General features: G+C 63.5%; 22 protein-coding genes. 5 read left to right on the forward strand and 17 right to left on the reverse strand.

Going from position 1 to position 24,164, the window contains the following annotated elements:
* Nucleotides 1-36: 36 nt before the first annotated feature.
* The 7 genes from A9762_RS08755 to A9762_RS08785 form a co-directional block, all read right to left on the reverse strand.
* Nucleotides 37-636: a bifunctional 2-polyprenyl-6-hydroxyphenol methylase/3-demethylubiquinol 3-O-methyltransferase UbiG gene (locus tag A9762_RS08755; RefSeq protein ID WP_069341658.1), complete on the reverse strand. Its 600-nt coding sequence runs from the start codon at nt 634-636 to the stop codon at nt 37-39.
* Nucleotides 633-1,835 (reverse strand): tryptophan--tRNA ligase, encoded by a 1,203-nt coding sequence (locus tag A9762_RS08760; protein WP_069341659.1) that lies wholly within the window; start codon nt 1,833-1,835, stop codon nt 633-635. Before A9762_RS08760 ends, A9762_RS08755 begins: the two co-directional genes overlap by 4 nt.
* A gap of 25 nt (nt 1,836-1,860) precedes the next feature.
* Nucleotides 1,861-2,526, reverse strand: a complete 666-nt coding sequence (locus A9762_RS08765) for a site-2 protease family protein (protein ID WP_069341660.1) — start codon at nt 2,524-2,526, stop codon at nt 1,861-1,863.
* 113 nt (nt 2,527-2,639) lie between these two features.
* The gene (locus A9762_RS08770; protein WP_069341661.1) at nt 2,640-3,266 is read right to left on the reverse strand and encodes an L-threonylcarbamoyladenylate synthase; all 627 of its coding nucleotides are present in this window, start codon (nt 3,264-3,266) and stop codon (nt 2,640-2,642) included.
* Between the two features lie 12 nt (nt 3,267-3,278).
* Nucleotides 3,279-4,112 carry a 3',5'-nucleoside bisphosphate phosphatase gene (locus A9762_RS08775; RefSeq protein ID WP_069341662.1) on the reverse strand — a complete coding sequence of 278 codons (834 nt, stop codon included), beginning with the start codon at nt 4,110-4,112 and terminating at the stop codon, nt 3,279-3,281.
* A 218-nt stretch (nt 4,113-4,330) separates the two neighbouring features.
* Nucleotides 4,331-5,221 carry an alpha/beta fold hydrolase gene (locus A9762_RS08780; RefSeq protein ID WP_069341663.1) on the reverse strand — a complete coding sequence of 297 codons (891 nt, stop codon included), beginning with the start codon at nt 5,219-5,221 and terminating at the stop codon, nt 4,331-4,333.
* A gap of 236 nt (nt 5,222-5,457) precedes the next feature.
* Nucleotides 5,458-6,411, reverse strand: a complete 954-nt coding sequence (locus A9762_RS08785; RefSeq protein ID WP_083253768.1) for a ferritin-like domain-containing protein — start codon at nt 6,409-6,411, stop codon at nt 5,458-5,460.
* 49 nt (nt 6,412-6,460) lie between these two features.
* On the opposite strand from A9762_RS08785, the gene A9762_RS08790 reads away from it, so the two are divergent.
* The 3 genes from A9762_RS08790 to A9762_RS08800 all read left to right on the forward strand — a co-directional run bounded on the left by A9762_RS08790 (nt 6,461) and on the right by A9762_RS08800 (nt 8,876).
* Entirely contained in the window at nt 6,461-6,985 is a 525-nt protein-coding gene (locus A9762_RS08790) for a gamma carbonic anhydrase family protein (RefSeq protein ID WP_069341665.1), read from the forward strand.
* A gap of 284 nt (nt 6,986-7,269) precedes the next feature.
* A complete protein-coding gene (gene hslO / locus A9762_RS08795) occupies nt 7,270-8,205 on the forward strand; it encodes an Hsp33 family molecular chaperone HslO (RefSeq protein WP_069341666.1) in 936 nt (311 codons plus the stop codon).
* A 155-nt stretch (nt 8,206-8,360) separates the two neighbouring features.
* Complete coding sequence (locus A9762_RS08800) at nt 8,361-8,876, forward strand: hypothetical protein (RefSeq protein ID WP_139133141.1); 516 nt, start codon at nt 8,361-8,363, stop codon at nt 8,874-8,876.
* Nucleotides 8,877-9,132: 256 nt separating this feature from the next.
* Here the strand turns inward: A9762_RS08800 and ftsB are convergent, their stop codons facing one another.
* The 10 genes from ftsB to A9762_RS08850 all read right to left on the reverse strand — a co-directional run bounded on the left by ftsB (nt 9,133) and on the right by A9762_RS08850 (nt 21,044).
* Nucleotides 9,133-9,558 carry a cell division protein FtsB gene (gene ftsB, locus A9762_RS29405; RefSeq protein ID WP_069341668.1) on the reverse strand — a complete coding sequence of 142 codons (426 nt, stop codon included), beginning with the start codon at nt 9,556-9,558 and terminating at the stop codon, nt 9,133-9,135.
* Between the two features lie 73 nt (nt 9,559-9,631).
* Nucleotides 9,632-10,915, reverse strand: coding sequence for a phosphopyruvate hydratase (gene eno / locus A9762_RS08810; protein ID WP_069341669.1), 1,284 nt, complete (start codon nt 10,913-10,915; stop codon nt 9,632-9,634).
* A gap of 66 nt (nt 10,916-10,981) precedes the next feature.
* Complete coding sequence (locus A9762_RS08815) at nt 10,982-11,176, reverse strand: hypothetical protein (protein WP_069341670.1); 195 nt, start codon at nt 11,174-11,176, stop codon at nt 10,982-10,984.
* 153 nt (nt 11,177-11,329) lie between these two features.
* On the reverse strand, nt 11,330-12,184 hold the full coding sequence (kdsA, locus tag A9762_RS08820; protein WP_069341671.1) for a 3-deoxy-8-phosphooctulonate synthase: 855 nt from the start codon (nt 12,182-12,184) through the stop codon (nt 11,330-11,332).
* Nucleotides 12,185-12,216: 32 nt separating this feature from the next.
* On the reverse strand, nt 12,217-13,875 hold the full coding sequence (locus A9762_RS08825; protein ID WP_069341672.1) for a CTP synthase: 1,659 nt from the start codon (nt 13,873-13,875) through the stop codon (nt 12,217-12,219).
* 167 nt (nt 13,876-14,042) lie between these two features.
* Entirely contained in the window at nt 14,043-14,873 is an 831-nt protein-coding gene (locus tag A9762_RS08830) for an alpha/beta fold hydrolase (RefSeq protein WP_069341673.1), read from the reverse strand.
* Between the two features lie 179 nt (nt 14,874-15,052).
* Nucleotides 15,053-17,977, reverse strand: coding sequence for a ComEC/Rec2 family competence protein (locus A9762_RS08835; protein WP_083253769.1), 2,925 nt, complete (start codon nt 17,975-17,977; stop codon nt 15,053-15,055).
* 44 nt (nt 17,978-18,021) lie between these two features.
* A complete protein-coding gene (locus tag A9762_RS08840) occupies nt 18,022-18,879 on the reverse strand; it encodes a TatD family hydrolase (RefSeq protein ID WP_069341675.1) in 858 nt (285 codons plus the stop codon).
* A 193-nt stretch (nt 18,880-19,072) separates the two neighbouring features.
* Nucleotides 19,073-19,798 carry a lipoprotein-releasing ABC transporter ATP-binding protein LolD gene (gene lolD / locus A9762_RS08845; RefSeq protein WP_069341676.1) on the reverse strand — a complete coding sequence of 242 codons (726 nt, stop codon included), beginning with the start codon at nt 19,796-19,798 and terminating at the stop codon, nt 19,073-19,075.
* Entirely contained in the window at nt 19,791-21,044 is a 1,254-nt protein-coding gene (locus A9762_RS08850) for a lipoprotein-releasing ABC transporter permease subunit (protein WP_069341677.1), read from the reverse strand. The genes lolD and A9762_RS08850 overlap by 8 nt, the downstream gene beginning before the upstream one ends.
* Nucleotides 21,045-21,226: 182 nt before the next feature.
* Here A9762_RS08850 and A9762_RS08855 point away from each other — a divergent pair, with 182 nt between their 5' ends.
* Together A9762_RS08855 and recJ are read left to right on the forward strand one after the other, a co-directional pair.
* Nucleotides 21,227-22,306: a hypothetical protein gene (locus A9762_RS08855; RefSeq protein WP_069341678.1), complete on the forward strand. Its 1,080-nt coding sequence runs from the start codon at nt 21,227-21,229 to the stop codon at nt 22,304-22,306.
* Nucleotides 22,303-24,000, forward strand: a complete 1,698-nt coding sequence (gene recJ / locus A9762_RS08860; protein WP_069341679.1) for a single-stranded-DNA-specific exonuclease RecJ — start codon at nt 22,303-22,305, stop codon at nt 23,998-24,000. Before A9762_RS08855 ends, recJ begins: the two co-directional genes overlap by 4 nt.
* Nucleotides 24,001-24,164: the final 164 nt, after the last annotated feature.

The raw sequence follows: 24,164 nt of genomic DNA on the forward strand, positions 1-24,164 counted from the left end.
TCGAACAATTCAGCGATAAGGGTGGATTGTAGCGGATTACGCTGTCGCCTCGTACAGCGCGGCAGTCCCGGGGTTTTCCCCGGGGGTGGACGCACGCGTCGCACACAGCCGCTGCACACACGCCGCGCGCGGCGCCGACAACGTGACATCTTCGAAACCCGCAACCCGCAGCCCCGCCTCACGTGCCACGTCGAGCAACTCGCCCGGCGCCAGCAGGAACAGCGGATTGGACGGTTTCCCGTACCTTTCGTTTCCTTGGGCAAAGGTTTCGTAAATCAGGACACCGCCCGGCGCCACACTGGCGGCAATACGCGCGAGCAACGGTCGGTGGAGATAATTTGTGACGATGACGGCGTCGAACGTCGCATCCGCAGGTAACGGCCACGGAGCCCCTTCCAGGTCCGCAGACACCGTAGTGACGCCCGCCAGCGTTGACATCGTGGCAAGCGCCGCCTCGTCACGATCGATGGCGGTGACGTTCACGCCGCGCGATGCGAGCCAGCGCGAGTGACGCCCATGCCCGCACGCCACATCGAGCGCACGGGTACCCGGTGCAATCAGATGCGCCCAACGCATCAGCCACGGCGACGGAGCGCCGGTGCCGTGCATCACCTCAGGGACGACAACGCCCGTCATGAGTACTGAAGCCCCATGGCCTCACGCACATCGCGCATGATTTCCTGCGCCGATTTACGGGCCTTCTCGCAGCCGTCGGCCACAATGGCGCGCAGCAGCGACGGATCATCCATGTACTTCTGTGCGCGTTCGAGCATCGGTTGTTGCTCGCGCAAAATGCCTTCGATGACCGGCTGCTTGCATTCGATGCAACCGATGCCAGCGCTGCGGCACCCGGCCTGGACCCACTCGCGCGTATCGTCATCGCTGTAGACCTGATGCAGTTGCCACACCGGGCACTTGTCGGGGTCGCCCGCATCGGTGCGACGCACGCGCGCCGGATCCGTCGGCATGGTGCGCACCTTCTTGGTGATCGATTCCGCGTCTTCGCGCAGACCGATGGTGTTGTTGTAAGACTTCGACATCTTCTGGCCGTCGAGGCCGGGCATGCGCGAGGCTGGCGTGAGCAGCGCCTGCGGCTCGACCAGAATCAGCTTGCGTGCACCTTCGAGGTAACCGAAGAGGCGCTCACGATCCCCCATCGACAGCGATTGCGACTCGGAGAGCATGGCGCGCGCCTGTTCGAGCGCTTCGTCATCGCCCTTCTCCTGATACGCGTTACGCAACTCCAGATAGAGCTTGGAGCGCTTGCCACCGAGCTTGCGCGCGGCCGCCAGCGCCTTCTCTTCGAAACCCGCTTCGCGGCCGTAGAGATAGTTGAAGCGGCGTGCGATCTCACGCGTCATTTCGACGTGCGGCACCTGATCCTCGCCCACCGGCACATGCAACGCGCGATACAGCAGAATGTCGGCGGCCATAAGCACCGGATAACCCAGGAAGCCGTACGTCGACAGATCCTTTTCCTTGAGCTTCTCGATCTGTTCCTTGTACGTCGGCACACGTTCGAGCCAGCCCAGCGGCGTGCTCATGCCGATGAGCAACGCCAGTTCGGCATGCTCAGGCACCTTGCTCTGGATGAAGAGCGTGGCCTGATTCGGATCGATCCCTGCGGCCAGCCAGTCGATCAGTACGTCCCATACGTTCTGCTCGATGACTTCCGGCGTTTCGTAATGCGTGGTGAGGGCATGCCAGTCGACCACGCAGAAGTAGCACGGATACTCCGACTGGAGCTGAATCCAGTTCTTGAGCACGCCGTGATAATGGCCCAGATGCAAACGACCGGTCGGTCGCATGCCGGAGAAAACGCGTTCGGGGTACATGGTCTAGTTGTAGTGTGCAAAAACTTCAGGAAACCAGCGACAGCAACGGCGTGAGCATCCAGACGATCAGGTCACGCCCCCACTGGATCAGCGGCCAGAGCCACACACGGCCAAGCACACCGCTGACGACCAGCGCCATCACGATGAAAAAGCCGTAGGGTTCCACGCGCGAAAGCGTATAGGCTGCGCGCGCCGGCAGCAGCGACACCAGCACGCGTCCGCCATCGAGCGGCGGCACCGGGAACAGGTTGAACATGCACATCACGAGGTTCACCACGAGACCGGCCTGCGCCATCATCATGAAGAACGGCTCGCGAACGCCTGCGATTTGCAGTCCGACCCCAACCACGGCCCAGAGAATCGCTTGTACGAAGTTGCAGAGCGGCCCGGCCAGCGCGACCCAGATCGTGTCGACGCGCGGATTGCGCAGGCTGCCGAATGCCACGGGCACCGGTTTGGCATAGCCAAACAGGAATGCGCCGCTGGTCATGAAATAGAGCGCCAACGGCACGAGAATCGTGCCGATCGGGTCGATGTGCTTGAGGGGATTGAGCGTCACGCGTCCCATCAGGAACGCAGTGGGATCGCCGAAGTGCTTCGCGACATAGCCGTGGGCGGCCTCGTGCAATGTAATCGCAAAGAGGACGGGGAGCGCGTAGACCGCAATGGTCTGGATCAGGTCAGCATTCATAGCCGGCTATTGTAACAAGCAGACCTGCACGCCAGTATTACCCTCCCTTACAAAGATTCGGGTGCCCGCGAAGGCGGGCATGCGCCGCTTCCCATTCCCCGCGCCCAATCGGCTCAGGACAGTCCGAACGGCGCCAGCGATCCGCGACCGCGACGCAGCACTTCCGGCGGCGTCACCGTCAGATCGACCACCGTCGACGGCTCCTTGGGACACGCGCCGCCGTCGATCACGAGATCCAGCTGCTTTTCGAGCCGCTCGCGAATCTCCTCCGGGTCGTTCAGCGGCTCGGTTTCATCCGGCAGAATCAACGTCGTGGCCAGTAACGGCTGCCCGAGTTCTTCGAGCAGCGCCAGCGTGATCGCGTGCTCCGGCACGCGCAGACCGATCGTCTTTCGCGACGGATGCGAGAGGCGTCGCGGCACTTCTTTCGTCGCTTCGAGAATGAAGACGTACGGCCCCGGCGTCGTGGCCTTGATCAACCGGTACTGCCGGTTGTCGACGATGGCGAACTCAGCCAGCTCGGACAGATCGCGCACGAGCAACGAAAGCATCTGCTTCTCGTCGAGCCCGCGAATGCGACGCAAGCGCTCTACGGCATGCTTGTCGTCGATGTGACAAGCGATCGCATAGCTCGAATCGGTCGGCAGTGCCACGATGCCGCCCTTGTCGATAATCTGTACGGCTTGCTTGATGAGACGTGACTGAGGATTTTCCGGGTGAATCTGGAAGAATTGCGACATGTTGTCGATGCGTTACTGCCAGCGGCTCCAGACCGGTGTGAGATCGTCGGGCAACGCAGGCAACTTGCCGAGCAGCGCGCGGCTCTCGGTCGGTCCATGGAAATCCGAGCCGCGCGAGGCCAGAAAGCCGTACTGACGCGCGACATCGGCATACTCTCGGTACTGATCCGGCGTATGACTGCCAGTGACCACTTCAATCGCTTCGCCACCCAGATCACGGAACTGATCGAACAGCGCCCCGAATTCTAGCGGCGTGAACTTATACCGGCCCGGGTGCGCCACGACCGCAATACCGCCCGCACCCCGAATCCACTTGACGGATTCTTCGAGCGTGGCCCATCGATGCGGCACATAACCGGGACGGCCTTCCGAAAGGTACTTCGCAAACACGTCGGAGACCGACGCGCACTTGCCGATCTCCACCAGAAACCGTGCGAAGTGCGTACGAGAAATCAAATCGGGATTGCCGACGAAGCGCAACGCCCCCTCATAGGCCCCGGGAATACCGGCCGCGGCCAATTGCTCGCTCATCAGTTGCGCCCGCGCTGCCCGGCCGCCGCGCGTTGCCGCGAGACCATCGATCAGCGTGGGATTATCGGGATCGATATTCAATCCGACGATGTGCACCGTGCGGTTCGCCCACGTAATCGAAATCTCGACGCCGCTGACATAGCGCATGCCCAGCGCTTCGGCAGCCACGCGTGCTTCGCGTTGCCCGCCGATCTCGTCGTGATCCGTCAGCGCCCATAGGTCGACACCGGCCTCGAAAGCGACCTGCGCCACTTCGGACGGCGACAGCGTGCCGTCCGACACCTTGGAATGACAATGAAGATCCGCGTTGAGCATGATGAGCCGCCGGGTGACGGTGCCGTGGCATCGCAAAGACTTCTGGCCCGTCCGACACCGGCGTATGACGTGGTAATGACGCCTTCATTCTACCGCTCAAGTGCACGCGACGCGAGTTGCCTGCGTTGACGGCCCCTCCTCACACCGAGGCTCGCCTCGCAATCGACTGACGCGCGCTGCACTCCCCACGCTTCGCAGCCTTTCACGGCACTTGCCGATCAATCGCGGCAAAACTCCTCGATGAGGCGTGCGACGGCTTCCGGCTGATCGTGATGCAGCATATGACCGGCATCGGCCACGAACGCTTGCGTCAAATTCGGAAAGACCTCGAAACGCTCGCGGAAGACCTCCTTACCCTGCGCCCCGGCGAAATGCTGGAGCACATCCGAATCCGTGGCCTCGACGTTCAGGACGGGGGCGCTTACGTTGCCCCAGACCGCCATCGCTTCGTCCAGCCGATAGGGATAGGGATTCGCGATCTTGTGCGCGGCATCGGCAAGTAAATGCCATTGCCCGTCGCGCTCCTGACGGGCCCAGCGCTGCGCCAGCCATTCCGCCCGCTCGGGCGTGAGACGCGGGTTCGTCTTGCGCAGACGCGCCGCCACGTCGGTGAGCGATGCATAGGGGCGCAGCGTCGGCACCGTCTGAATGTCGTCGAGCCAGCGGCTGAGCTGACGGATCGCCGCTGTCGGCGCCGAAGGTGGCAGGCCGAAGCCCTCCAGATTCACGAGACGTCGCACACGCGCCGGCCGCACGCCTGCGTACAGACACGCCGCGTTGCCGCCCATGCTGTGGCCGATCAGGTTGATGGCTTCGCCGGGCTCGGTGTAGACGTCGAGCAAGGCGTCGAGATCGGCGAGATAGTCCGGGAACCAGTAGCTGCCTGCGCGCCCGTCCGCGACCGGCCAGTCGGTGAGGCCGAAGCCCCGCCAGTCCGGCGCGAGCACATGCCAGCGTTGGGCGAGCGTCTGCGCAACGAAATGGAACGAGGCCGACACATCCATCCAGCCATGGAGGGCAAACAGTTTCGGCGCGCCGGGCGTGCCCCACTGGCGGACATGGTGGCGCAGGCCGCGCACCGTCAGAAACTCGGATCGGGAATCGATCATGATGCGGGCAGACGATGAAGATCTGAACGATTGAGGAATGTCGAGTATATCGGTCGCTGTCGACACCCCGGTAGCCGCGTCAAAAACGGATGTGCCCCTGCAAGGACGGCGGTGACTCGCCGCTCGCCGTCGCACCCCATACATCCCTACGTCCTTACGTCGACAACATCACGTCGACAGAAGCGCCGCAGAAGCATCGACGCCCAGCCGACGGTGTCAGCCCGATTGGGCCACCGTCATTCCCCCGCCTGAAGCGCGGCCAGTTCGGCGTCGTCGAAACCCGCCGCACGGCGCGCCTCGAGATTGAACGGCCCTCTCAGACGTGGCGCACCGTACTGGGTCGCCAGCCGGGCATAGGTCTCGACGGGCTCGCATCCGGCGCGCTCGCAGCCCCAGCGGTACCAGCGATTGCCGATGGCGACATGGCCGATTTCGTCGCGCAAGATGATATCGAGAATGGCCGCTCCCGCCTTGTCGCCCGCGCTGGAGAGCTTCGCCTTGATGGGCGGGCTGGCGTCGAGCCCGCGAGCCTCCAGCGTGCGCGGCACGAGGGCGAGACGGGCCAGCCAGTCGCCGGACGTGCGACGCGCCATGTCCCAGAGACCATCGTGCGCGGGGAAACACCCGTAGACGTACGCGTCGCCCAGCGTCTTCAGATGCGCCGCCAGTAGCGAGAAGTGGTAGGCCTCTTCCGCCGCGACCTGAAGCCAGTCGTCGTAGTACTGGGCGGGCAGCGCATCGAAACGCCACAAGGCGTCGAGTGCCAGATTGATCGCATTGAATTCGATGTGCGCGAGCGCGTGCAGCAAGGCGGCGCGCCCTTCTACGGTCGTCACGGCGCGCTGCTTCAACTCGCGCGGAGATACCAGCGCCGGTGCCGCAGGACGCCCCGGAATCCCCTCGTCCGCCCCGCCGTCGGCTGCCAGTGAAAACCGGCGTGCCGGGTACCAGAATGCACCGCCGCCACGCACAGCGTCTCGAAGCGTCGTGACGCCTGCGGCTTTCTCGTACGGATCGCAAACGCGCAGCAACTCGAGCGCGCGCGCCCGCGCACAGGACGGGAAGACGGTTGACGTGTCGGATGCGTCACGGGCATCAGATACGTCGGCGGGGGATGCGTGAGAAGGCTCGCCGACGGCGATGCTGCGAAGGCCTGGTTTGGCGCCGGGCGTAGGAGTGAAATCGACCATGACGTTACAATAGCGGTTTCGTCGATTTTAACCGCGAACCAAAGCCGCTATGCCGATCTATAAACTTGGAGACAAGACCCCGCAGATCCACGAGAGTGCTTTCGTGGCCGACACTGCCACCATCATTGGCGAGGTGGTTCTCGCCGAGAACAGCAGCGTGTGGCCGGGGGTGGCGATTCGCGGCGACAACGAGCCGATCAAGGTCGGCACCGGCACCAATGTGCAGGAAGGCGCGGTGCTGCATGCCGACCCGGGTTATCCGCTGACGCTGGCCAACGGGGTGAGCATCGGCCATCAAGCCATGCTGCACGGCTGCACGGTCGGCGAGAATTCGCTGATCGGCATTCAGGCGGTGCTGCTCAACGGCGCCGTCATCGGCCGCGACAGCCTCGTGGGCGCAGGTGCGCTGGTGACCGAACGCAAGACGTTTCCGGACCGCTCGCTGATCCTCGGCGTGCCGGCCAAGGTCGTGCGCGAACTGACGGACGAAGAAGTCGCCAACCTCAAGCGCAACGCCGACGTGTATGCAACGCGCCGGCAGGTATTCAAGGAACAGCTGGTGCGCATCGGCTGAACGCACGACCGGCAAGCGTTGCACGCCAGTCGTCCGGCGTGCGGAACGTCGCTGCCGGTGTGTTGAAAATGCGGCGCGCGCCCCCAGATATTGCAGCATTGACGCGCCTAACTTCGGCTTGTGTGCCATGCCGGGCTCGCAGGAATGCGTGTAAGACGAGCGAATCGTCTGATTTTCGTGCGCTCGACGTGCAAATCGGACTCACCGCACGTCTTGCGCCCTCCCGCCTTGCCGGATCGCCTGCCACACCGACCGCCGTTGCCGCATTTTTCAGGAATTCGACCGTGTCCGACCAACTTCAGAAATTCATGTTCGACGCCGCCCCCGTGCGCGGCGAGTACGTCAGCCTCGACGCCACCTGGCGCGCCGTGCTGGATCGTCACGACTATCCAGTGGCGGTACGCCATCTGCTCGGCGAAATGATGGCCGCCGCCGCGCTGCTCACCGCCAACGTCAAGTTCGATGGCGCGCTGATCCTGCAATTGAAGGGTGACGGCCCCGTCAGCATGGTCGTCGTCGAATGCAACGCCGACCTCACCATGCGCGCCACGGCCAAGTACAGCGGCGAGATCCCCGAGGACGGCACGCTCAAGTCGCTTCTCAACGTCAACGGCCGTGCACACTTCGCCATCACGCTCGATCCTCGTGTCAAGCAGCCGGGTCAGCAGCCGTATCAAGGTGTGGTACCGCTCTCGGACGAGCATGGTCCGCTGCCCGACATGGCGTCGGTCCTCGAACACTACATGCACCATTCGGAGCAGTTGGACACGCGCCTGTGGCTGGCCTCGGACGACAACCACGCCGTGGGTATCCTGCTGCAAAAGCTGCCGGGCCACGGCGGCACGGCGGGTAGCGGCGCCGAACACGCGCCCGAAGAAGATGAGGACACGTGGAATCGCGTTTGCCAACTGGCCAACACGCTCAAGCGCGACGAAATGCTGAGCACCGACCGTGAAACGATGCTGCATCGCCTGTTCTGGGAAGAAACGGTGCGCGTCTTCGACCCGCTGCCGACGGCGTTTCGCTGCACTTGCTCGCGAGAACGCGTCGCCAATATGCTGCGCACGCTGGGCGAAGCGGAAGTCATGAGCGTATTCGACGAGCGTCCGAACGTGGAAGTGGCGTGCGAGTTCTGCCGCCAGACGTATCACTTCGACAAGGTCGATGCGGCGCAACTCTTTACCGAACAACCGCACGCTGCACCGGCAGGCCAGCATTGATATCGGATCACCGGGAAATCATCGGCGCACGGAACGTCCGGCGCGCCGATGACTCTCAGATGGCATCGGGTGAGATGCTGCGCGTCGGCGCCGCGTCTGCTACCACGGCCTGACGCCATTGCCGCCCTGCTACGGGCTTTACGGGTTATCGCACCATGTCCCGAATTGCTGCCAATCCTGCCGTCCCCACGACTCACGCCGTCCAGGCGATTGCGCTTCCGAGCCAGGATAACGCGTCATCGGCGGTGCAACGCAGCACCGCGTGGGGCCGTCCAATGCGATCGCTGGCGGGCGTGTTCAGCGTCTTCGCGCTAACGCTCGCTGCCGGATGCGCTCAGTTGCAATTGCCTCCGCCAGACGCACCGGTCGCGCGCCTGCCGCAATCGCAGGACGGGCAAAACACCACACCGGGCGCGATGACCGATGCCCAAAAGCAGGATCTCACGCGTCTGAACAAGCGCATCTACGACGAACAGGAAACCACCATCGAGCGCGAGCGTGCACAACGCGCGTACGAGGACGCCCTTCGCAGCTACAACAGCAATGCCTACTTCTATGGCGGCTGGGGAAGCCCCGGCTGGTACGGGCCGGGTTGGTACGGCCCGGGATGGTATGGTCCCGGCTGGTACGGCGGCCCTCGCTCGTCTGTCGGCGTGAGCGTCGGCTTCTGAGGGATCGCATGACGTGACGGCGCTGTTTCGCAAGCGAAGAACGGCAAGACGGCTGACCTGTGACGCCCACACGCCCGGATCTGCGCCACCGGCACCCCATAAAAAATGCCGCATCGATTTACATCGAAGCGGCATTTTCGTTCTGGCTGAATGGCGGGCGATTGCCCTCTGGGAAGGCACGCCATTCTTGTCCTGCATGACATCGGGAACGGATCACCCGCGATAGCGGACCGTCTCGAACAACAGTCAACGACGATCAGTGGTGCTGCGCCTTGTGAGCCGACTGCGCCTTGCTCTTCGTTTGCGACGGCGGCGGTGGCGGTGCAGACGCGACGGTCTTGTGCGCCGGTTCGGTCGAGGACACTAGCGGCGCATCGGCACCGGACGCGCCCTGCGGCGCACTTGCACCGTCTGCGCCGACGAATTGCACGAACAATTCGCCGTCCTTGACCATCCCCAGTTCGAAACGAGCGCGCTCTTCGATCGCTGCCGTGCCGTCCTGCAAGTCCTGCACTTCGCCGGCCAGACGATCGTTACGTTCTTTCAACTGCTCGTTCTTCTGCTGTTCGGCGCTCAATTCGTCGCGCAGTTCGTGCACGTACAACCAGCCACCGTGGCCGAACCAGAGCGGATACTGGATGACTACCAAGAGCAGCACCAGTACCAAGGTCACCATTCGCATGCTTTCGCCTGGCAAGAATTCCGGGAAGCGGGCCGCGACCTGAGTCGCGGATCAACTTCCCGGGGAAACGGAATTAGCGCAGATTGTAGAACGTTTCCTTGCCCGGATACGAAGCGATATCGCCGAGATCTTCTTCGATACGAAGCAGCTGGTTGTACTTGGCGATACGGTCGCTACGCGAGAGCGAACCGGTCTTGATCTGACCGGCGTTGGTGCCCACAGCGATATCGGCGATCGTCGAGTCTTCGGTTTCGCCCGAACGGTGCGAGACCACGGCCGTGTAGCCGGCGCGCTTGGCCATTTCGATGGCGGCGAACGTCTCGGTCAGGGTACCGATCTGGTTGATCTTGATGAGGATCGAGTTGGCCACGCCTTGCTCGATACCTTGCTTCAGGATCTTCGTGTTGGTGACGAACAAGTCGTCGCCGACCAGTTGCACCTTCTTGCCCAGCTTGTCCGTCAGGATTTTCCAGCCGGCCCAGTCGTCTTCCGACATACCGTCTTCGATCGAGACGATCGGGAACTTGTCGCACAGGTTGGCGAGGTAGTCGGCGAACTCTTCCGAGCTCAGCGACAGGCCTTCACCGGCCAGTTCGTACTTGCCGTTCTTGTAGAACTCGGTCGACGCGCAATCCAGTGCGAGCAGCACGTCGTCGCCCAGGCGGTAGCCGGCCTTTTCGACAGCTTCCTGAATGGTCGAGAGGCACTGTTCGTTCGACTCGAAGTTCGGTGCGAAACCGCCTTCGTCGCCCACGGCCGTGCTCCAGCCCTTCTCGGCGATCAGCGACTTGAGTGCGTGGAAGATTTCGGTGCCGCAGCGCAGCGCTTCACGGAAGCTCGACTGACCGACCGGCATCACCATGAATTCCTGGATGTCCAGGCTGTTGTTGGCGTGTGCGCCGCCGTTGACGATGTTCATCATCGGCACCGGCATTTGCATGGCGCCCGAACCGCCGAAGTAGCGATACAGCGGCAGGCCGGCTTCTTCGGCAGCAGCCTTGGCAACGGCCATCGAGACAGCCAGCATGGCGTTGGCGCCGAGGCGCGACTTGTTGTCGGTGCCGTCGAGTTCGATGAGGGTCTTGTCCAGGAAGGCCTGTTCGGCAGCATCCAGGCCCATGATCGCTTCCGAAATTTCGGTATTGATGTGCTCGACAGCCTTTTGCACACCCTTGCCGAGGTAACGCGACTTGTCGCCGTCACGCAGTTCGATCGCTTCACGCGAACCGGTCGACGCGCCCGACGGCACTGCCGCGCGGCCCATCACGCCCGACTCCAGCAGCACGTCGCACTCGACCGTCGGATTGCCGCGCGAGTCCAGCACTTCGCGCCCGATGATATCTACGATTGCACTCATGTATTCCTCGGTATCTATAAGACAAAAACGCTAAAGGGAACCTGCTTCGCGCCGCGATCCTGCCGATCACCTGCCGCTACCACGCCGGGCGCTGAACGTGAATCGGCAGCGCGCCGCATCCTGACGTGGGTCGCGATGCTGCGCGTCGTGCGCGCGCACCGGCTGGACAGTACGTAGACGGGGGAACAACGGCGCCTCGAAATGAGGCACGGCGGCCTGCGGGATGACATCGATGTCGACGGTGCGCTCGGCGTGCGGCACGCGGGCATCTCCTCGGGGACTCGCCCTTGCGGCGGTCGCTCGCGACCGCTGCGCGACAAGCTTAACGACTCGACGCCATGCTGCCAAGGCGTCTGACCGCTATACCCGTCCTGTGGGCGTGCAAATAGTGGCCCCAGGACGGTGTGTCTCATTTCAGTTGAAATTATTTTCCAGGAACTGCCCCTGCTTCACCGCTGCATCAATGGTCTTGAGCGTGGTGAGCAGCTCGCGCATGCGGCCGAGCGGCACAGCGTTGGGACCGTCCGAGAGTGCGCAGGCCGGATCCGGGTGCGTCTCCATGAACAGGCCCGACACGCCCACGGCCACAGCGGCACGCGAGAGCACCGGCACGAACTCGCGCTGACCGCCCGAGCTGGTGCCCTGCCCGCCGGGCAACTGCACCGAGTGCGTGGCGTCGAACACGACCGGCGCACCGGTCTCGCGCATGATCGCCAGCGAGCGCATGTCCGAGACCAGATTGTTGTAGCCGAACGAAACGCCCCGCTCACAAGCCATGAACACGTCATCGGGCAGACCGGCTTCGCGCGCAGCGTCGCGGGCCTTGTCGATGACATTGATCATGTCGTGCGGTGCGAGAAACTGCCCCTTCTTGATGTTCACCGGCTTGCCCGACTGGGCGCAGGCACGAATGAAATCGGTCTGACGGCACAGGAAAGCCGGCGTCTGGAGCACATCGACGATGGGCGCGGCAACCGCCACGTCTTCTTCGGTATGCACGTCCGTGAGGACCGGCACGCCGAGCTGGCGACGCACTTCCTCGAGGATCTTCAGGCCCTGCTCACGGCCGGGGCCGCGATACGACTTGCCCGAACTACGATTCGCCTTGTCGAACGACGACTTGTAGATGAACGGAATGCCGAGCGCGCTCGTGATTTCCTTGAGCTGCCCCGCGACGTCGATCGTCATTTGCTCCGATTCGACGACGCAGGTACCCGCAATCAGGAAAAACGGCTTGTCCAGACCAACATCGAAACCGCACAGTTTCATGGGAACTCCTTGTCTCTCGCTCGCTGCGCGTCTCAGGCGGCCTTCTTGCGCGCTTGCTGACCTGCCAGCGCCGCTTCAACGTATGCCTTGAAGAGCGGATGGCCGTCGCGCGGCGTCGAGGTGAACTCGGGGTGGAACTGAACGCCCACGAACCACGGGTGCACCTGCTGCGGCAACTCCATCATCTCCGGCAGGTTCTCGGTCGGCGTACGCGCCGAGATCACCAGACCAGCGGCTTCGAGCTGCGGCACGTAGTGATTGTTGACTTCGTAACGATGGCGGTGACGTTCGTTCACCGTATCGCCATAAATGCGCGAAGCCAGCGTTTCGGTCTTGATCGGCACACGTTGCGAACCAAGGCGCATCGTGCCGCCCAGATCCGAATCTTCCGTACGTTGTTCGACCTTGCCGTCACGGTCTTGCCACTCAGTGATAAGGGCGACCACCGGATGCGGCGTCGACGGCTCGAATTCCGTGCTGTTCGCTTCGGCCAGATTGGCAACGTCGCGCGCGAATTCGATCACGGCCAGTTGCATACCGAGGCAGATGCCCAGGTACGGCACACGGTTTTCGCGGGCGTAACGAATCGCCTTGATCTTGCCTTCGGTGCCGCGACGGCCGAAACCGCCCGGCACGAGGATGGCGTCCAGATGCTTGAGCGCATCGGTGCCGTCCTTCTCGATCTGCTCGGAATCGATGTACTCGATATTCACGCGCGTTTCCGTGTGGATCGCAGCGTGACGCAGCGCTTCGATGAGCGACTTGTACGACTCGGTCAGATCGACATACTTGCCGACCATACCGATCGTGACATCGTGCTTCGGATTCTCGACGGCGTGCACCAGACGCGTCCACATGGACAAGTCGGCCGGCTTGGCTTCGATCTTCAGTTCTTCGCAGATGATCCGGTCCATGCCCTGATCGTGCAGCATTTGCGGAATCTTGTAGATCGTGTCGACGTCCCACACCGAGATCACGGCGTCCTGCGGAATGTTCGCGAACAGCGAAATCTTCGCGCATTCGTCTTCCGGGATCTGACGATCGGCGCGGCACAGCAGCACGTCCGGCGAGATACCGATCTCGCGCAGCTTCTGCACGCTGTGTTGCGTCGGCTTGGTCTTGAGTTCGCCGGCCGTCGCGATGTACGGCACGAGCGTCAGATGCACGAAGGCCACGCTGTTGCGGCCCAGGCGCAGATTCATCTGACGTGCGGCTTCAAGGAACGGCAGCGACTCGATGTCGCCGACGGTACCGCCAATTTCGACAATGGCGACGTCGGGATGACCGTCCCACGTCGAACGCGCACCGCGCTCGACGAAGGCCTGAATTTCATTGGTGATGTGCGGAATGACCTGAACGGTCTTGCCGAGATACTCGCCACGGCGCTCCTTGCGGATCACCGACTCGTAGATCTGGCCCGTCGTGAAGTTGTTCGCACGACGCATCTTCGCGCTGATGAAGCGCTCGTAGTGACCCAGATCCAGGTCGGTTTCCGCACCGTCCTCAGTGACAAACACCTCGCCGTGCTGGAACGGGCTCATTGTGCCCGGATCGACGTTGATGTAGGGATCAAGCTTGAGGAGGGTGACTTTGAGGCCACGCGATTCGAGAATCGCGGCCAGAGATGCGGCAGCAATTCCCTTACCAAGAGAGGAAACCACGCCGCCCGTGACAAAAACGAATTTGGTCATCGCAGTAATTGCTCGCGGGAAAGCCGGATTATACCCGAAAGCAGCCCCGCCCTCGAGGTCCGGCGCGGCAAATTTTGGTCTTGACAGGCATCGTGCGCGGCGTCCCATCACGACCGGCGCGCTCTGGCCCGATATGGCGTGATGTGGCGCGATCTACCGTACGTCGATCACGCCGCAAGCGAACGCCGGTGTTCGCCTTTCAGTTCCGCGAGCATGTCGCGAATGGCCGAGGCGGTCTCAAGCGGGCGCTCCATCGGGAAAAGGTGCGTCCCCGGCACATACCGCAGATGCGTGCCGACGATGCGGCGCGTGGCGCCGATCCCCGCCTGACGCAGTTCGCGAGACTCCGTACCCGCCAGAAAACCGACCGGCACCGGAACCCCACGCAGGGCGCGCACCGCAAGCGACGGCGGCAGCGTCAGATAGATGCGGTATTCGATCTCTCGCGCGAACGCCAGACGCCGCGCGTCACCTTCCCCGGTGGGCAAGGTGCCGCAATCGATATAGTCACGCAGCACGTCCGGATCCCAACTGGCGAACGCCGGCTTGCTCGCGAAATGCTGCCAGGCGCTTTCCCAGTCAGGCCATTGATCGCGACGCTTCTTCGTCACGCCAGCGGGCGACAGGCGTTCATACAGACCCGTGAGCATACCCAGACGAAGCATCTGCGTGCGCCAGCCCGGCGTGACGATAGGCGAATCGACCATCACCACACCGCGCACGCACTGCGGCGCCTTGAGCGCCGCCATCAGACTCAGGAAGCCACCGAGCGAATGTCCGACGAGCCAGACGGGCTCACCCTGATACTGACGCACCAGCGTATCAACCAGTTCGTTACGCAGATACCGCCACCCCGGCGTGACGGGATAGCGCGGATCGTGGCCGATGCGATCGATGGCACGCACGTCGTACTCGTCGGCCAGCGCACCGAGCATCTTGCGATAAACGCCCGCGGGAAAGCCGTTGCCGTGCGAAAAATGGATGATGTCTCTTGTCATGGAATTCGTTGTCCTGGCGCGCTCGCGTCACGCCCGGTGATCAGGGCGCATGACACTCACCGGACCATTCTAGCGAACCGCTCGTCGAGTACCGGTAGAGGTTTCCATCGAATCATCGGGACATCGGCGGTGACTATGCCCGCCATTTCGACGGGGCCACCCAAGTCACCCTGTCGTTTTCAGGACGTTTCCGGAAGCACCGCATGCCAGTAGCGCCGGTATTGCTCACGGTAGGCTTGCACTTCGATCCCGTCAGGGGCGGTGGAAAAGCGGACCCCACCATGCACCACGCTTTGCCAGAGGCGCGCTCCGATCGCACGGTAGCGCTCCACCACTGGCGCCTTCGGGTGACCGAACTTGTTGCGATAGCCCGTTTGAAACGCCACGTGCCGTGGCGACACAGCCGCCACAAATGCGGGCGTCGACGACGTCGAACTGCCATGATGTGGCGCCAGCAAGATATCCGAGCGCACTGTCGATACCAGCGCGGCCCCGCTGCGCAATAACATCGCCCGCTCTTGCGGCGCCTCCGCATCGGCAGCAAGCAATGCGCTGTGCCGCTGGTTCGAGACACGCAACACGCAACTGACGCTGTTCGGGCCACGCTGCGAACCGCCTTTATCGTGTTTACCGCGCCATCCCTCGCGCAATGCCGACGGATCCGGGTGCAGAAACCGGAACGTAACGCCATCCCACGTCCAATGCTGTCCGGCCAGGCAGGTCCGATGCACCTGCGCCGCCCCACGCACCTTGTGCCCCGCAGGCAACGAGGAAAACACCTGCGTCGCCGGAAATGCACGCAACACGCTCAACGCGCCACCAAAGTGATCATCGTGCGCATGGCTGACGACCATCCGGTCGAGTCGCTTGACGCCCGTCGCCCGCAAATAGGGCACGATCACGCGGCGACCACTATCGCTGCGCCGTCCCACCGGCGGCCCTGTGTCGAAGAGCAGCGTGCGTGTCACCGTTTCCACCACCACGGCGTTGCCCTGACCGATGTCGAGCATCGTGACGCGAAACTCCCCTTCGGCAGGTCGCGCCGGCGAAGCCAACACCGCCGGCCCCATGAGCGCAAATCCGGCGATGCGCGCGCCAAACCGCCGAAACCACCGAAACCGCGTCGGCCAAGACTGAGGCGCAAGCGGCATGAGGCAAAGCATCACGCCGACAACCGCAGCGACTTGCGCCCACAGGGGCGACACCGGCGCCCGCCATACGGCCCATGGTACCGCCGCAAGCGTGCCGAGCCACGCCGCAAGCCAGCCGACGACCGTATGAGCGACGGCCAACGTCCAATGCGCAAGCCCAACGGGCAACAACAAACTCAGCAGTGCGAGCGGCGTCACGACCAGCGTCATGATCGGAATGGCGACAGCGTTCGCCAACGGACCGAGCAACGGCACCGCGCCGAACCACGCCAATGTCAGCGGTACGAGGCCGATCGTGACGGCATACTGAGCGCGCGTGGCTTGCGCCAGACGAACGCCCAGCGCGCCTCTCCAACGTCGGACACCGCTCGACGGCATGCCCTGACCGCCCTGCACCCCCAAGCTATCGCCCGCCCCGTCGGTCAGGGCCGTGCGCACAGCACCGTCCGCGCTTTCGCCGGCTTCGCTACGCGCGACCTCACCAGCCGGCGCTTCGCGATGGCGGCTTGCCAACACCAGCGCCGCCACGGCGCCAAATGAGAGCCACAGACCGGGGGTAACGACTGCCCATGGGTCCAGCGCGACGACAACGGCCAGCGCCCATGCCAGCACATAGGATGGTGCAGCGAACCTCCCGCTGAGCAGCGCGACAACGAGGATCGCCACCATCCCGACGGCACGCCGGACCGGAACACCCCATCCCGCCACAGCGCCGTAGGCCACCGCAACAAACAAGCCGGCGACGGCCGCCGCCTTCGGTGCTGGCCACCACAGCGGCAGACTGAAGCGCCGGAAGCACGCCCGACGCCAGAGCATGCCCACGAGCGCAGCGACGACCCCGGTCACAAGTGAAACGTGCAAGCCGGAGATCGCCAGCAAATGGCTCACGCCGGTATCGGCAAACACTTGCCAGTCCGCGTCCGCAATATCGCCTCGCTCGCCGAGGGCCAAGGCCATCAACACACCGCCGTACCGCCCCGACTCACCGAGCGCAGCCCGAAAATCGTCTCGCAAGCGCTCACGCCAGGCGGCGAAGCCATACCCCGTCATCGGCCCGGCCTGCAATCTGCGAGGACGTCGCTCCCACGATGCCGCCGCCCCGCCATATGCTGCGCGCACATATCCCGAGGCGCGAATCCCTTTCACAAACGCGAGCAATTCGGCGTCGAAGCCGTGCCAATTGGCGACGCCTCTTGGCGCCTTGAGGCGAACGGGCAGACGCCAGCGCTCCCCAGCCCGAGGCATGTCCGCCCCTAAGGCGATACCCCGCTCGCCCGATCGCGCAGCGACAATGGTGCTACCCCCACTTCCCTCGCCGCGTTCATCCGATTCACCGAAACGAGTCGCAGCAGACTGCCACCGCCCCTGTCGCCCCGACTTCCCCGCGAATGGCGCATTCCCCGGCCAAACCAGTTCGATGGACCTTGGCACGTGGACGAACTCGTCGCTCGCGCCCGGGATAAACGCCCCGTCGACGTGGAATGCGAATCGCACGCCGTCGCCGGTAGACGTCGGCAGCCCGGCGACGACACCGGTCACCGTCACGTCCCGACCTTCCAGCGCCGGGGGCAAACGATCACTGAGTCGTGCGTCCGCTCGATACGCCGCCCATGCATACCCTCCGACACCGGCACAAACGGCGAGCCCTGCTATCGCCGCACATCTCCCCCAGCCGCCGTTCAGCAACGTTTCGCGATGCACTCGCCGTACGCGTTTGTCTACTGCCCACGCCGCCGTACGCTCCTCGGCTCCACTCCGCGCCCAGTCCGCGCCATCGCCGCAAGTCCTCCGCCCCGACGCCATACAGGCGCCCCTCAGCACCCATAGCGCCGCCACGACGAAGACACCGCTGGCGATACCCACCACCCATCCATACCCTCGGCCAGCAGGCAACTCCGGTGCCTGCTGCAACCACCAGATGCCGACAACCCAGGCAAGCAGCACAACTCTCATGACGTCACCGCGCCATGTCTGCACATCCGCGCGACGCCGAAGCGTCAGCGCGATTGCCCGGAGGAGTCTTCGGAAATCAGGGAGAGTTTGGCGCCAGCGTCGTCACCGGGCGTCATCGCCATTGCGCCGGCAAGACGCGGCAACACGCGCCAGGCGTTGGCACAAGTCGCTTGAGAAAGTTCGTCGGCAGACACGCTCCGCAACTCGGCCAGCACCTGCGCGATACGCGGCAGCTCGACGGGGCTGTTGCGTTGTTTGTAGCACCATTCCGGCGCGATATCGGGAGCGTCCGTTTCCAGCACGAGAGACGACAGTGGCATTTCCACGGCCAGCCGGCGAATCTGCAATGCCCTGTCAAACGTCATCTGTCCGCCGAACCCCAGACAGAATCCGCGCTCCACGAACATATCCGCCTGCTGACGACTGCCGTTGAACGCATGCGCGATACCGCCTCGCGGCGTAAAGATGCGCAACTGCTTCAACAAGGTGTCCTGCGACCGGCGCACGTGGAGGATGACCGGCAAATCGAAATCCCGGGCGATCTTCAGTTGCTCGACGTAGAAGAATTGCTGTCGGTCCGGATCGAGCGTCTTGACGAAGAAATCCAGACCAATCTCGCCAATACCGACAAATCGTGGATCGCCCATCGCACGCGCCACTGCGCGACGCAACGTCGCAATGTCCTCATCCCGTGCCCGAGGCGTATAGAGCGGATGGATACCGAGCGCGTAAGCGCCGCCGGGTATCGCACGGGCCCACGCACGCGCAGCATCGAATGTCGCGCATTCGACGGCAGGCACCACAAGGCCCGTCACGCCAGCGGCAACGGTGTCGGCAATTACGGTCGGGCGATCGGCGTCAAATTCCGCCGCATCGAGATGGCAATGGGTATCGATCCACATGGTCAGATGTCCTTGAGCGTCAATTCTACGGGTCGATGACAAGGCTCGCACGTCGCACCCGTGATGACCATCGGACAACACCGCATCCGGGTCTAGGACGCTGCCGAAAAACCGATCAACTGCGCCTGAAATGAAAAAACGCCGGGGAAGTCCCCGGCGTCGCGTCATCGACAGCAATAGCGCATGACGACGATCAGGCCAGCTCCAGCACCCCTTCACGCAACCGCAAAGCGCGGTCGCAACGACGTGCCAGATCAATATCGTGCGTGACGATCACAAAGCTGGTCTTGAGCGTCTCCGACAGTTCCAGCATGAGTTCAAATACCGTCTCTGCGGTATGCCCGTCGAGGTTGCCGGTCGGTTCGTCGGCCAACACGCACGCTGGCTGCGTTACCAGCGCACGCGCCATTGCCACGCGTTGACGCTCGCCCCCGGAAAGCTCCGACGGGCGATGTTTCATGCGCGAGCCAAGGCCCACACGTTCGAGCATCGTCTGCGCCGCCACCCGCGCCTGCTCGGTCGGCAGCCGACGAATACGCAACGGCATCGCCACGTTATCGAGCGCCGAGAACTCGGCAAGCAGATGATGGAACTGGTAGACGAAGCCCAGCGACTGGTTGCGTTGCGCGGTCTTGTCGCGCTCGCGCAGTGACGAAAACGGCTTGCCAAGCAACGACACTTCGCCGCGCGACGGATCGTCGAGCCCGCCGAGCACATGCAGCAAGGTGCTCTTGCCCGACCCCGACGCCCCCACGATGGCGACCTTCTCACCCGGCGCCACATCCAGACTCGCACCGTTGAGCACCGTCACATTCAACTGACCTTGACGAAAGGTCTTGTGCAGATCGCGTGCACGCAGCACGGGGCCGTCGTAGGCCAGATTCGGCACAGGCGCCATCGATTGATTCGCGTTACTCATAGCGCAGGGCCTCCGCCGGTTTGACGCGCGAGGCACGCCAGCTCGGATAAATCGTCGCCAGTGCCGACAGGATGAAGGAGATCACCCCGATGCGAATCACGTCCGACGATTGCAGATCCGAGGGCAATTCGGAAATGAAATAGATGTCTTGCGGCAGGAAGTGAATCCCCAGCAAGCGCTCGATGAACGGCACGATGGTGCCGATGTTCACCGAGATCAGGCAGCCCAGCCCCACGCCGAGCAACGCGCCCGCAAAGCCGATGGTCACGCCCTGCACGATGAATATCTTCATGATCGAGCCGGGTTGCGCGCCCAATGTACGCAAGATGGCGATGTCCGCATACTTGTCGGTCACCGTCATCACCAGCGACGACACCAGGTTGAACGCCGCAACCGCAATGATCAGCGTCAGGATGATGAACATCATGCGCTTTTCGGTCTGCACGGCCACGAACCAGTTCTTGTTCTGCTGCGTCCAGTCACGCACCCACATATTGCCGGACAGCGTCTTGGCCAGTTCGCGCGCGACGAGCGGCGCCTGTTCCATGTCCTGTATTTTCAGACGCACGCCCGTTGGGCCATCCAGACGGAACAGCGTCTCCGCGTCATGCAGGTCGATCAACGCCAGCGAACTGTCGTACTCGTAGTGCCCGGCGGTGAAGATGGCCACCACGGTGAACTGCTTCACGCGCGGCAACACACCCGCCGGGGTGATAGTCCCCTGCGGCGCCACCAGCGTGATCTTGTCGCCGATGCTCACCCCAAGCGCACGTGCCAGTTCGCGCCCAAGCACGATGCCGAAGCTGCCGGGGGTGAGGTTGGAGAGCGTGCCGTCGGTGATCTGTTTGCCGAGATCGGAAACCTTGGCCTCTTCGCTCGGGACGATGCCGCGCAGCACGACACCGCGCACGTTGTCCTCGCGCGTGAGCATGGCCTGCTCACCGACGTACGGTGCGGCAGCAATGACGTTCTTGTTCTGCAACGCCTCGGCGGCCGTACGCTGCCAGTCCGGCAAATTGCCGTCGACCGCGAAGACCTCGATGTGCGCCAGCACGGAAAGCATGCGGTCCCGAACTTCCTTCTGGAAGCCGTTCATCACCGAGAGCACCACGATGAGCGCCGCCACGCCCAGCGCAATGCCGGCCATGGAGATGAAGGAAATGAAGGAAATGAAACCGTTGCCGGATGATCGCTTGCCGGTGCGCGTATAGCGCCAGCCGATCTGCCATTCGTATGGGAATTTCAAACGGATTCCTGATTCTTGATAAGGATCGATCGGAACGCGCCGACGCCAGCTTTCACCGGCGCTGATCGGTTGCTCAAGCCCCGCATCCGGCCCCTGCCCGGTATGCTGGACGGCACGTTCCGTACCTGACGTCAGGGTCACCCAACTGCCAGCGCGAAGTTTGCCATACAATTCGCCTCGACATGGATACACCTGCCCTGCACTTTCTCTTGCCGTTCGCGCTCCCCGCGTCGGCCCATTTGCCCGCACTGCTGGCCGAATTGGAGTTGCCCGCGCTCGAAAAGTTGCTCGCGCGTGGCGTTCAGTCGGCGCAGGACGTGCCGGAAGACCCTTTCGTCCCCACCCTGCCGCATGAGCGCTGGCTCGCCGACGCCTTCGGGCTGCCCGGCGGCCCCGCGCGCGCGCCGCTGGCGCCTTTTATGCTGCTGGCGGACTCCGGCTCGCTCGACACCCGGTTCTGGTACTGCGCGCAACCCGCGCACATTCACATTGCCACCGATCATCTCGTACTGACCGATCCGGCCGAACTGGAACTGAGTTCAGAGGATTCTGCCGCCCTTTTCGCAACAGCTCACGCCCTGTTCGCCGAAGAAGGCGCTGATTTGATCGCACCACGCCCCGATCGGTGGTACCTGAGCGCGCCGGCGCTCGGCGACCTGCTCACCGCCTCGCCGGCACGTGCAGCCGGCCGTAACGTCGACATCTGGCTGCCGCAAGGCAAGGCCGAACTGACCTGGCGCAAGTGGCAAAACGAGGTCCAGATGGCGTGGTACGACCACCCGGCCAATCAATCCCGTGAAGCGCGCCGCCTGCCGCCGGTCAACGCCCTCTGGCTCTATGGCGGCGGTCAACGCATTGCTGCGCCCCGCATGAATCGCCCGTGCGTGACTGTGCTGGCAGACGCGCCGGCGACGTGCGGGCTGGCAAACCATATGCAGATTGCGTTGCATCCGACATCTGCGGGAATCGACGCCGCCGACGGCCGCACACTGGTGCAGCTCGACACGCTGACCCCGCATTTCCTGATGGAAGACTGGGCGCGCTGGCGAGACGCCCTCGTCGAGATCGACCGTACGTGGCTCGCGCCCGCCTTAGCTCGCGTAACTGGCTCGCAAGCGCGTGAGGTTGCGCTCACGCTGTGCGGCGACAGCCACAGCGTGACGATTCGCGCACGCAGCGGCGATCTGCGCAAATTCTGGCGACGTCAGGCACTTCCTGCCCGAATGGCAACGCTGGCCCGACTCGGCGAGGAAGTGGCATGACCGACATCGTCACCCGCCATGTCGACGATGCGACGGCAAACGCGCTGTCCAGCAACGGGGTGCATCCCGTGCTTGCCCGCCTGTTCGCGTCTCGCGGCGTGAGCGAGAGCAGCGAAACGGAAACGGCCCTCGCCCGCCTGATCCCGCCTACGCAACTGAAGGGAGCGCAAGACGCGGCCGTCTTTCTTGCGGACGCTATCGACGCCGGCAAGCGCATGCTCGTCGTGGCCGACTACGATTGCGACGGCGCGACAGCCTGCGCCGTGGCCGTACGCGGCCTGCGCATGTTCGGCGCGAAGGTCGAGTATCTGGTGCCCAATCGCTTCGAGTATGGCTACGGACTCACGCCCGAAATCGTCACCCTGGCAGCACGAGGCAAGCAGGGCCCACCGGACGTTCTGATTACGGTCGACAACGGTATTGCCAGCCTCGACGGCGTGGCCGCGGCACAAATGCTCGGCATCGAGGTCGTCGTCACCGACCATCACTTGCCCGGCAATGAACTTCCCAACGCGCGCTGCATCGTCAACCCGAACCAGCCGGGCTGCGAGTTTCCGAGCAAGAATCTGGCCGGCGTCGGTGTGATGTTCTACGTTTTGCTGGCGTTGCGCGCGGAGTTGCGTAGTCGTGGTGCGTTCGACGCCCGCGAGCAACCGCGTCTCGACACACTGCTTGATCTCGTCGCACTCGGGACCGTAGCGGACGTTGTCAAACTCGATGCCAACAACCGCATTCTGGTGGCGCAAGGTCTTTCGCGCATGCGCGCCGGACGCATGCACCCCGGCATCAACGCCCTCTTCCGTGCGGCCGCCCGCAATGCGCGTCAGGCCGCCAGTTTCGATCTGGGTTTCGGCCTCGGCCCACGCCTGAATGCAGCCGGGCGTCTCGCCGACATGTCGCTTGGCATCGAATGTCTGCTCACGGATGACGATGCCCGCGCCTGGACACTCGCGCAGGAGCTCGACGCGATGAACCGCGAACGGCGCGAAATCGAAGCGGGCATGCAGCAGGAGGCGCTGGCGGATCTGGCTCGCTTCGACCCACGCGCGGCAACCACGCTGTGCGCGTTCAACGAAACGTGGCATCAGGGCGTGATCGGGATCGTGGCCGCGCGGCTGAAAGAGAAGTTTTACCGCCCGACCATCGTGTTCGCGCCCGGCGACGACGGCCAGATCAAAGGCTCCGGCCGCTCGATCCCCGGCTTTCATCTGCGCGACGCCCTTGATCTGGTGACCAAACGCGAACCCGGTCTGATCGGCAAGTTCGGTGGCCACGCGATGGCCGCTGGCCTGACGATTGCGGCCGACGCGCTGCCGCGCTTTCAGGCCGCGTTCGAAGCCGTCGGGCAGGAATGGCTCGACGAGAAAACGCTCTCACGCGTGATCGAAACTGATGGCGACATCGGCGACGATTGCTTCGTGCCGCCGTTCGTCGCACTGCTCGACGCGCAAGTGTGGGGGCAAGGTTTCCCACCCCCGGTGTTTTCAGGCGAATTCGAGGTGCTCTCGCAAGCCATCCTGAAAGACAAGCACCTGAAACTGCAACTCGGGCGCGGTCGCATGCGCTTCAATGCCATCTGGTTCAATCATGCCGATACGTTGCCCAGCCGCGCGCAATTCGCGTATCGCCTCGCTGCGGACACCTTTAACGGCGTATCCCGTGTCCAGATGATCATCGAGCACGCACAAGGCTGACGAAGTACAGCGGACGGACGTGATTTGCGTTCGTCCGCCGAGTTCGCCGAGTTCGCCGATTGAGCGCTCGATGTCTCAGGCAGCGCGCGCCTCGTCTCGGCATGACATTCGCGGCGCCGCACATCCCGTCCGGTAAGAAGCGGCCCTTCGGCCCACATCGACAT

Source organism: Pandoraea sp. ISTKB, assembly GCF_001721285.1.
Lineage (GTDB): Bacteria > Pseudomonadota > Gammaproteobacteria > Burkholderiales > Burkholderiaceae > Pandoraea > Pandoraea capi.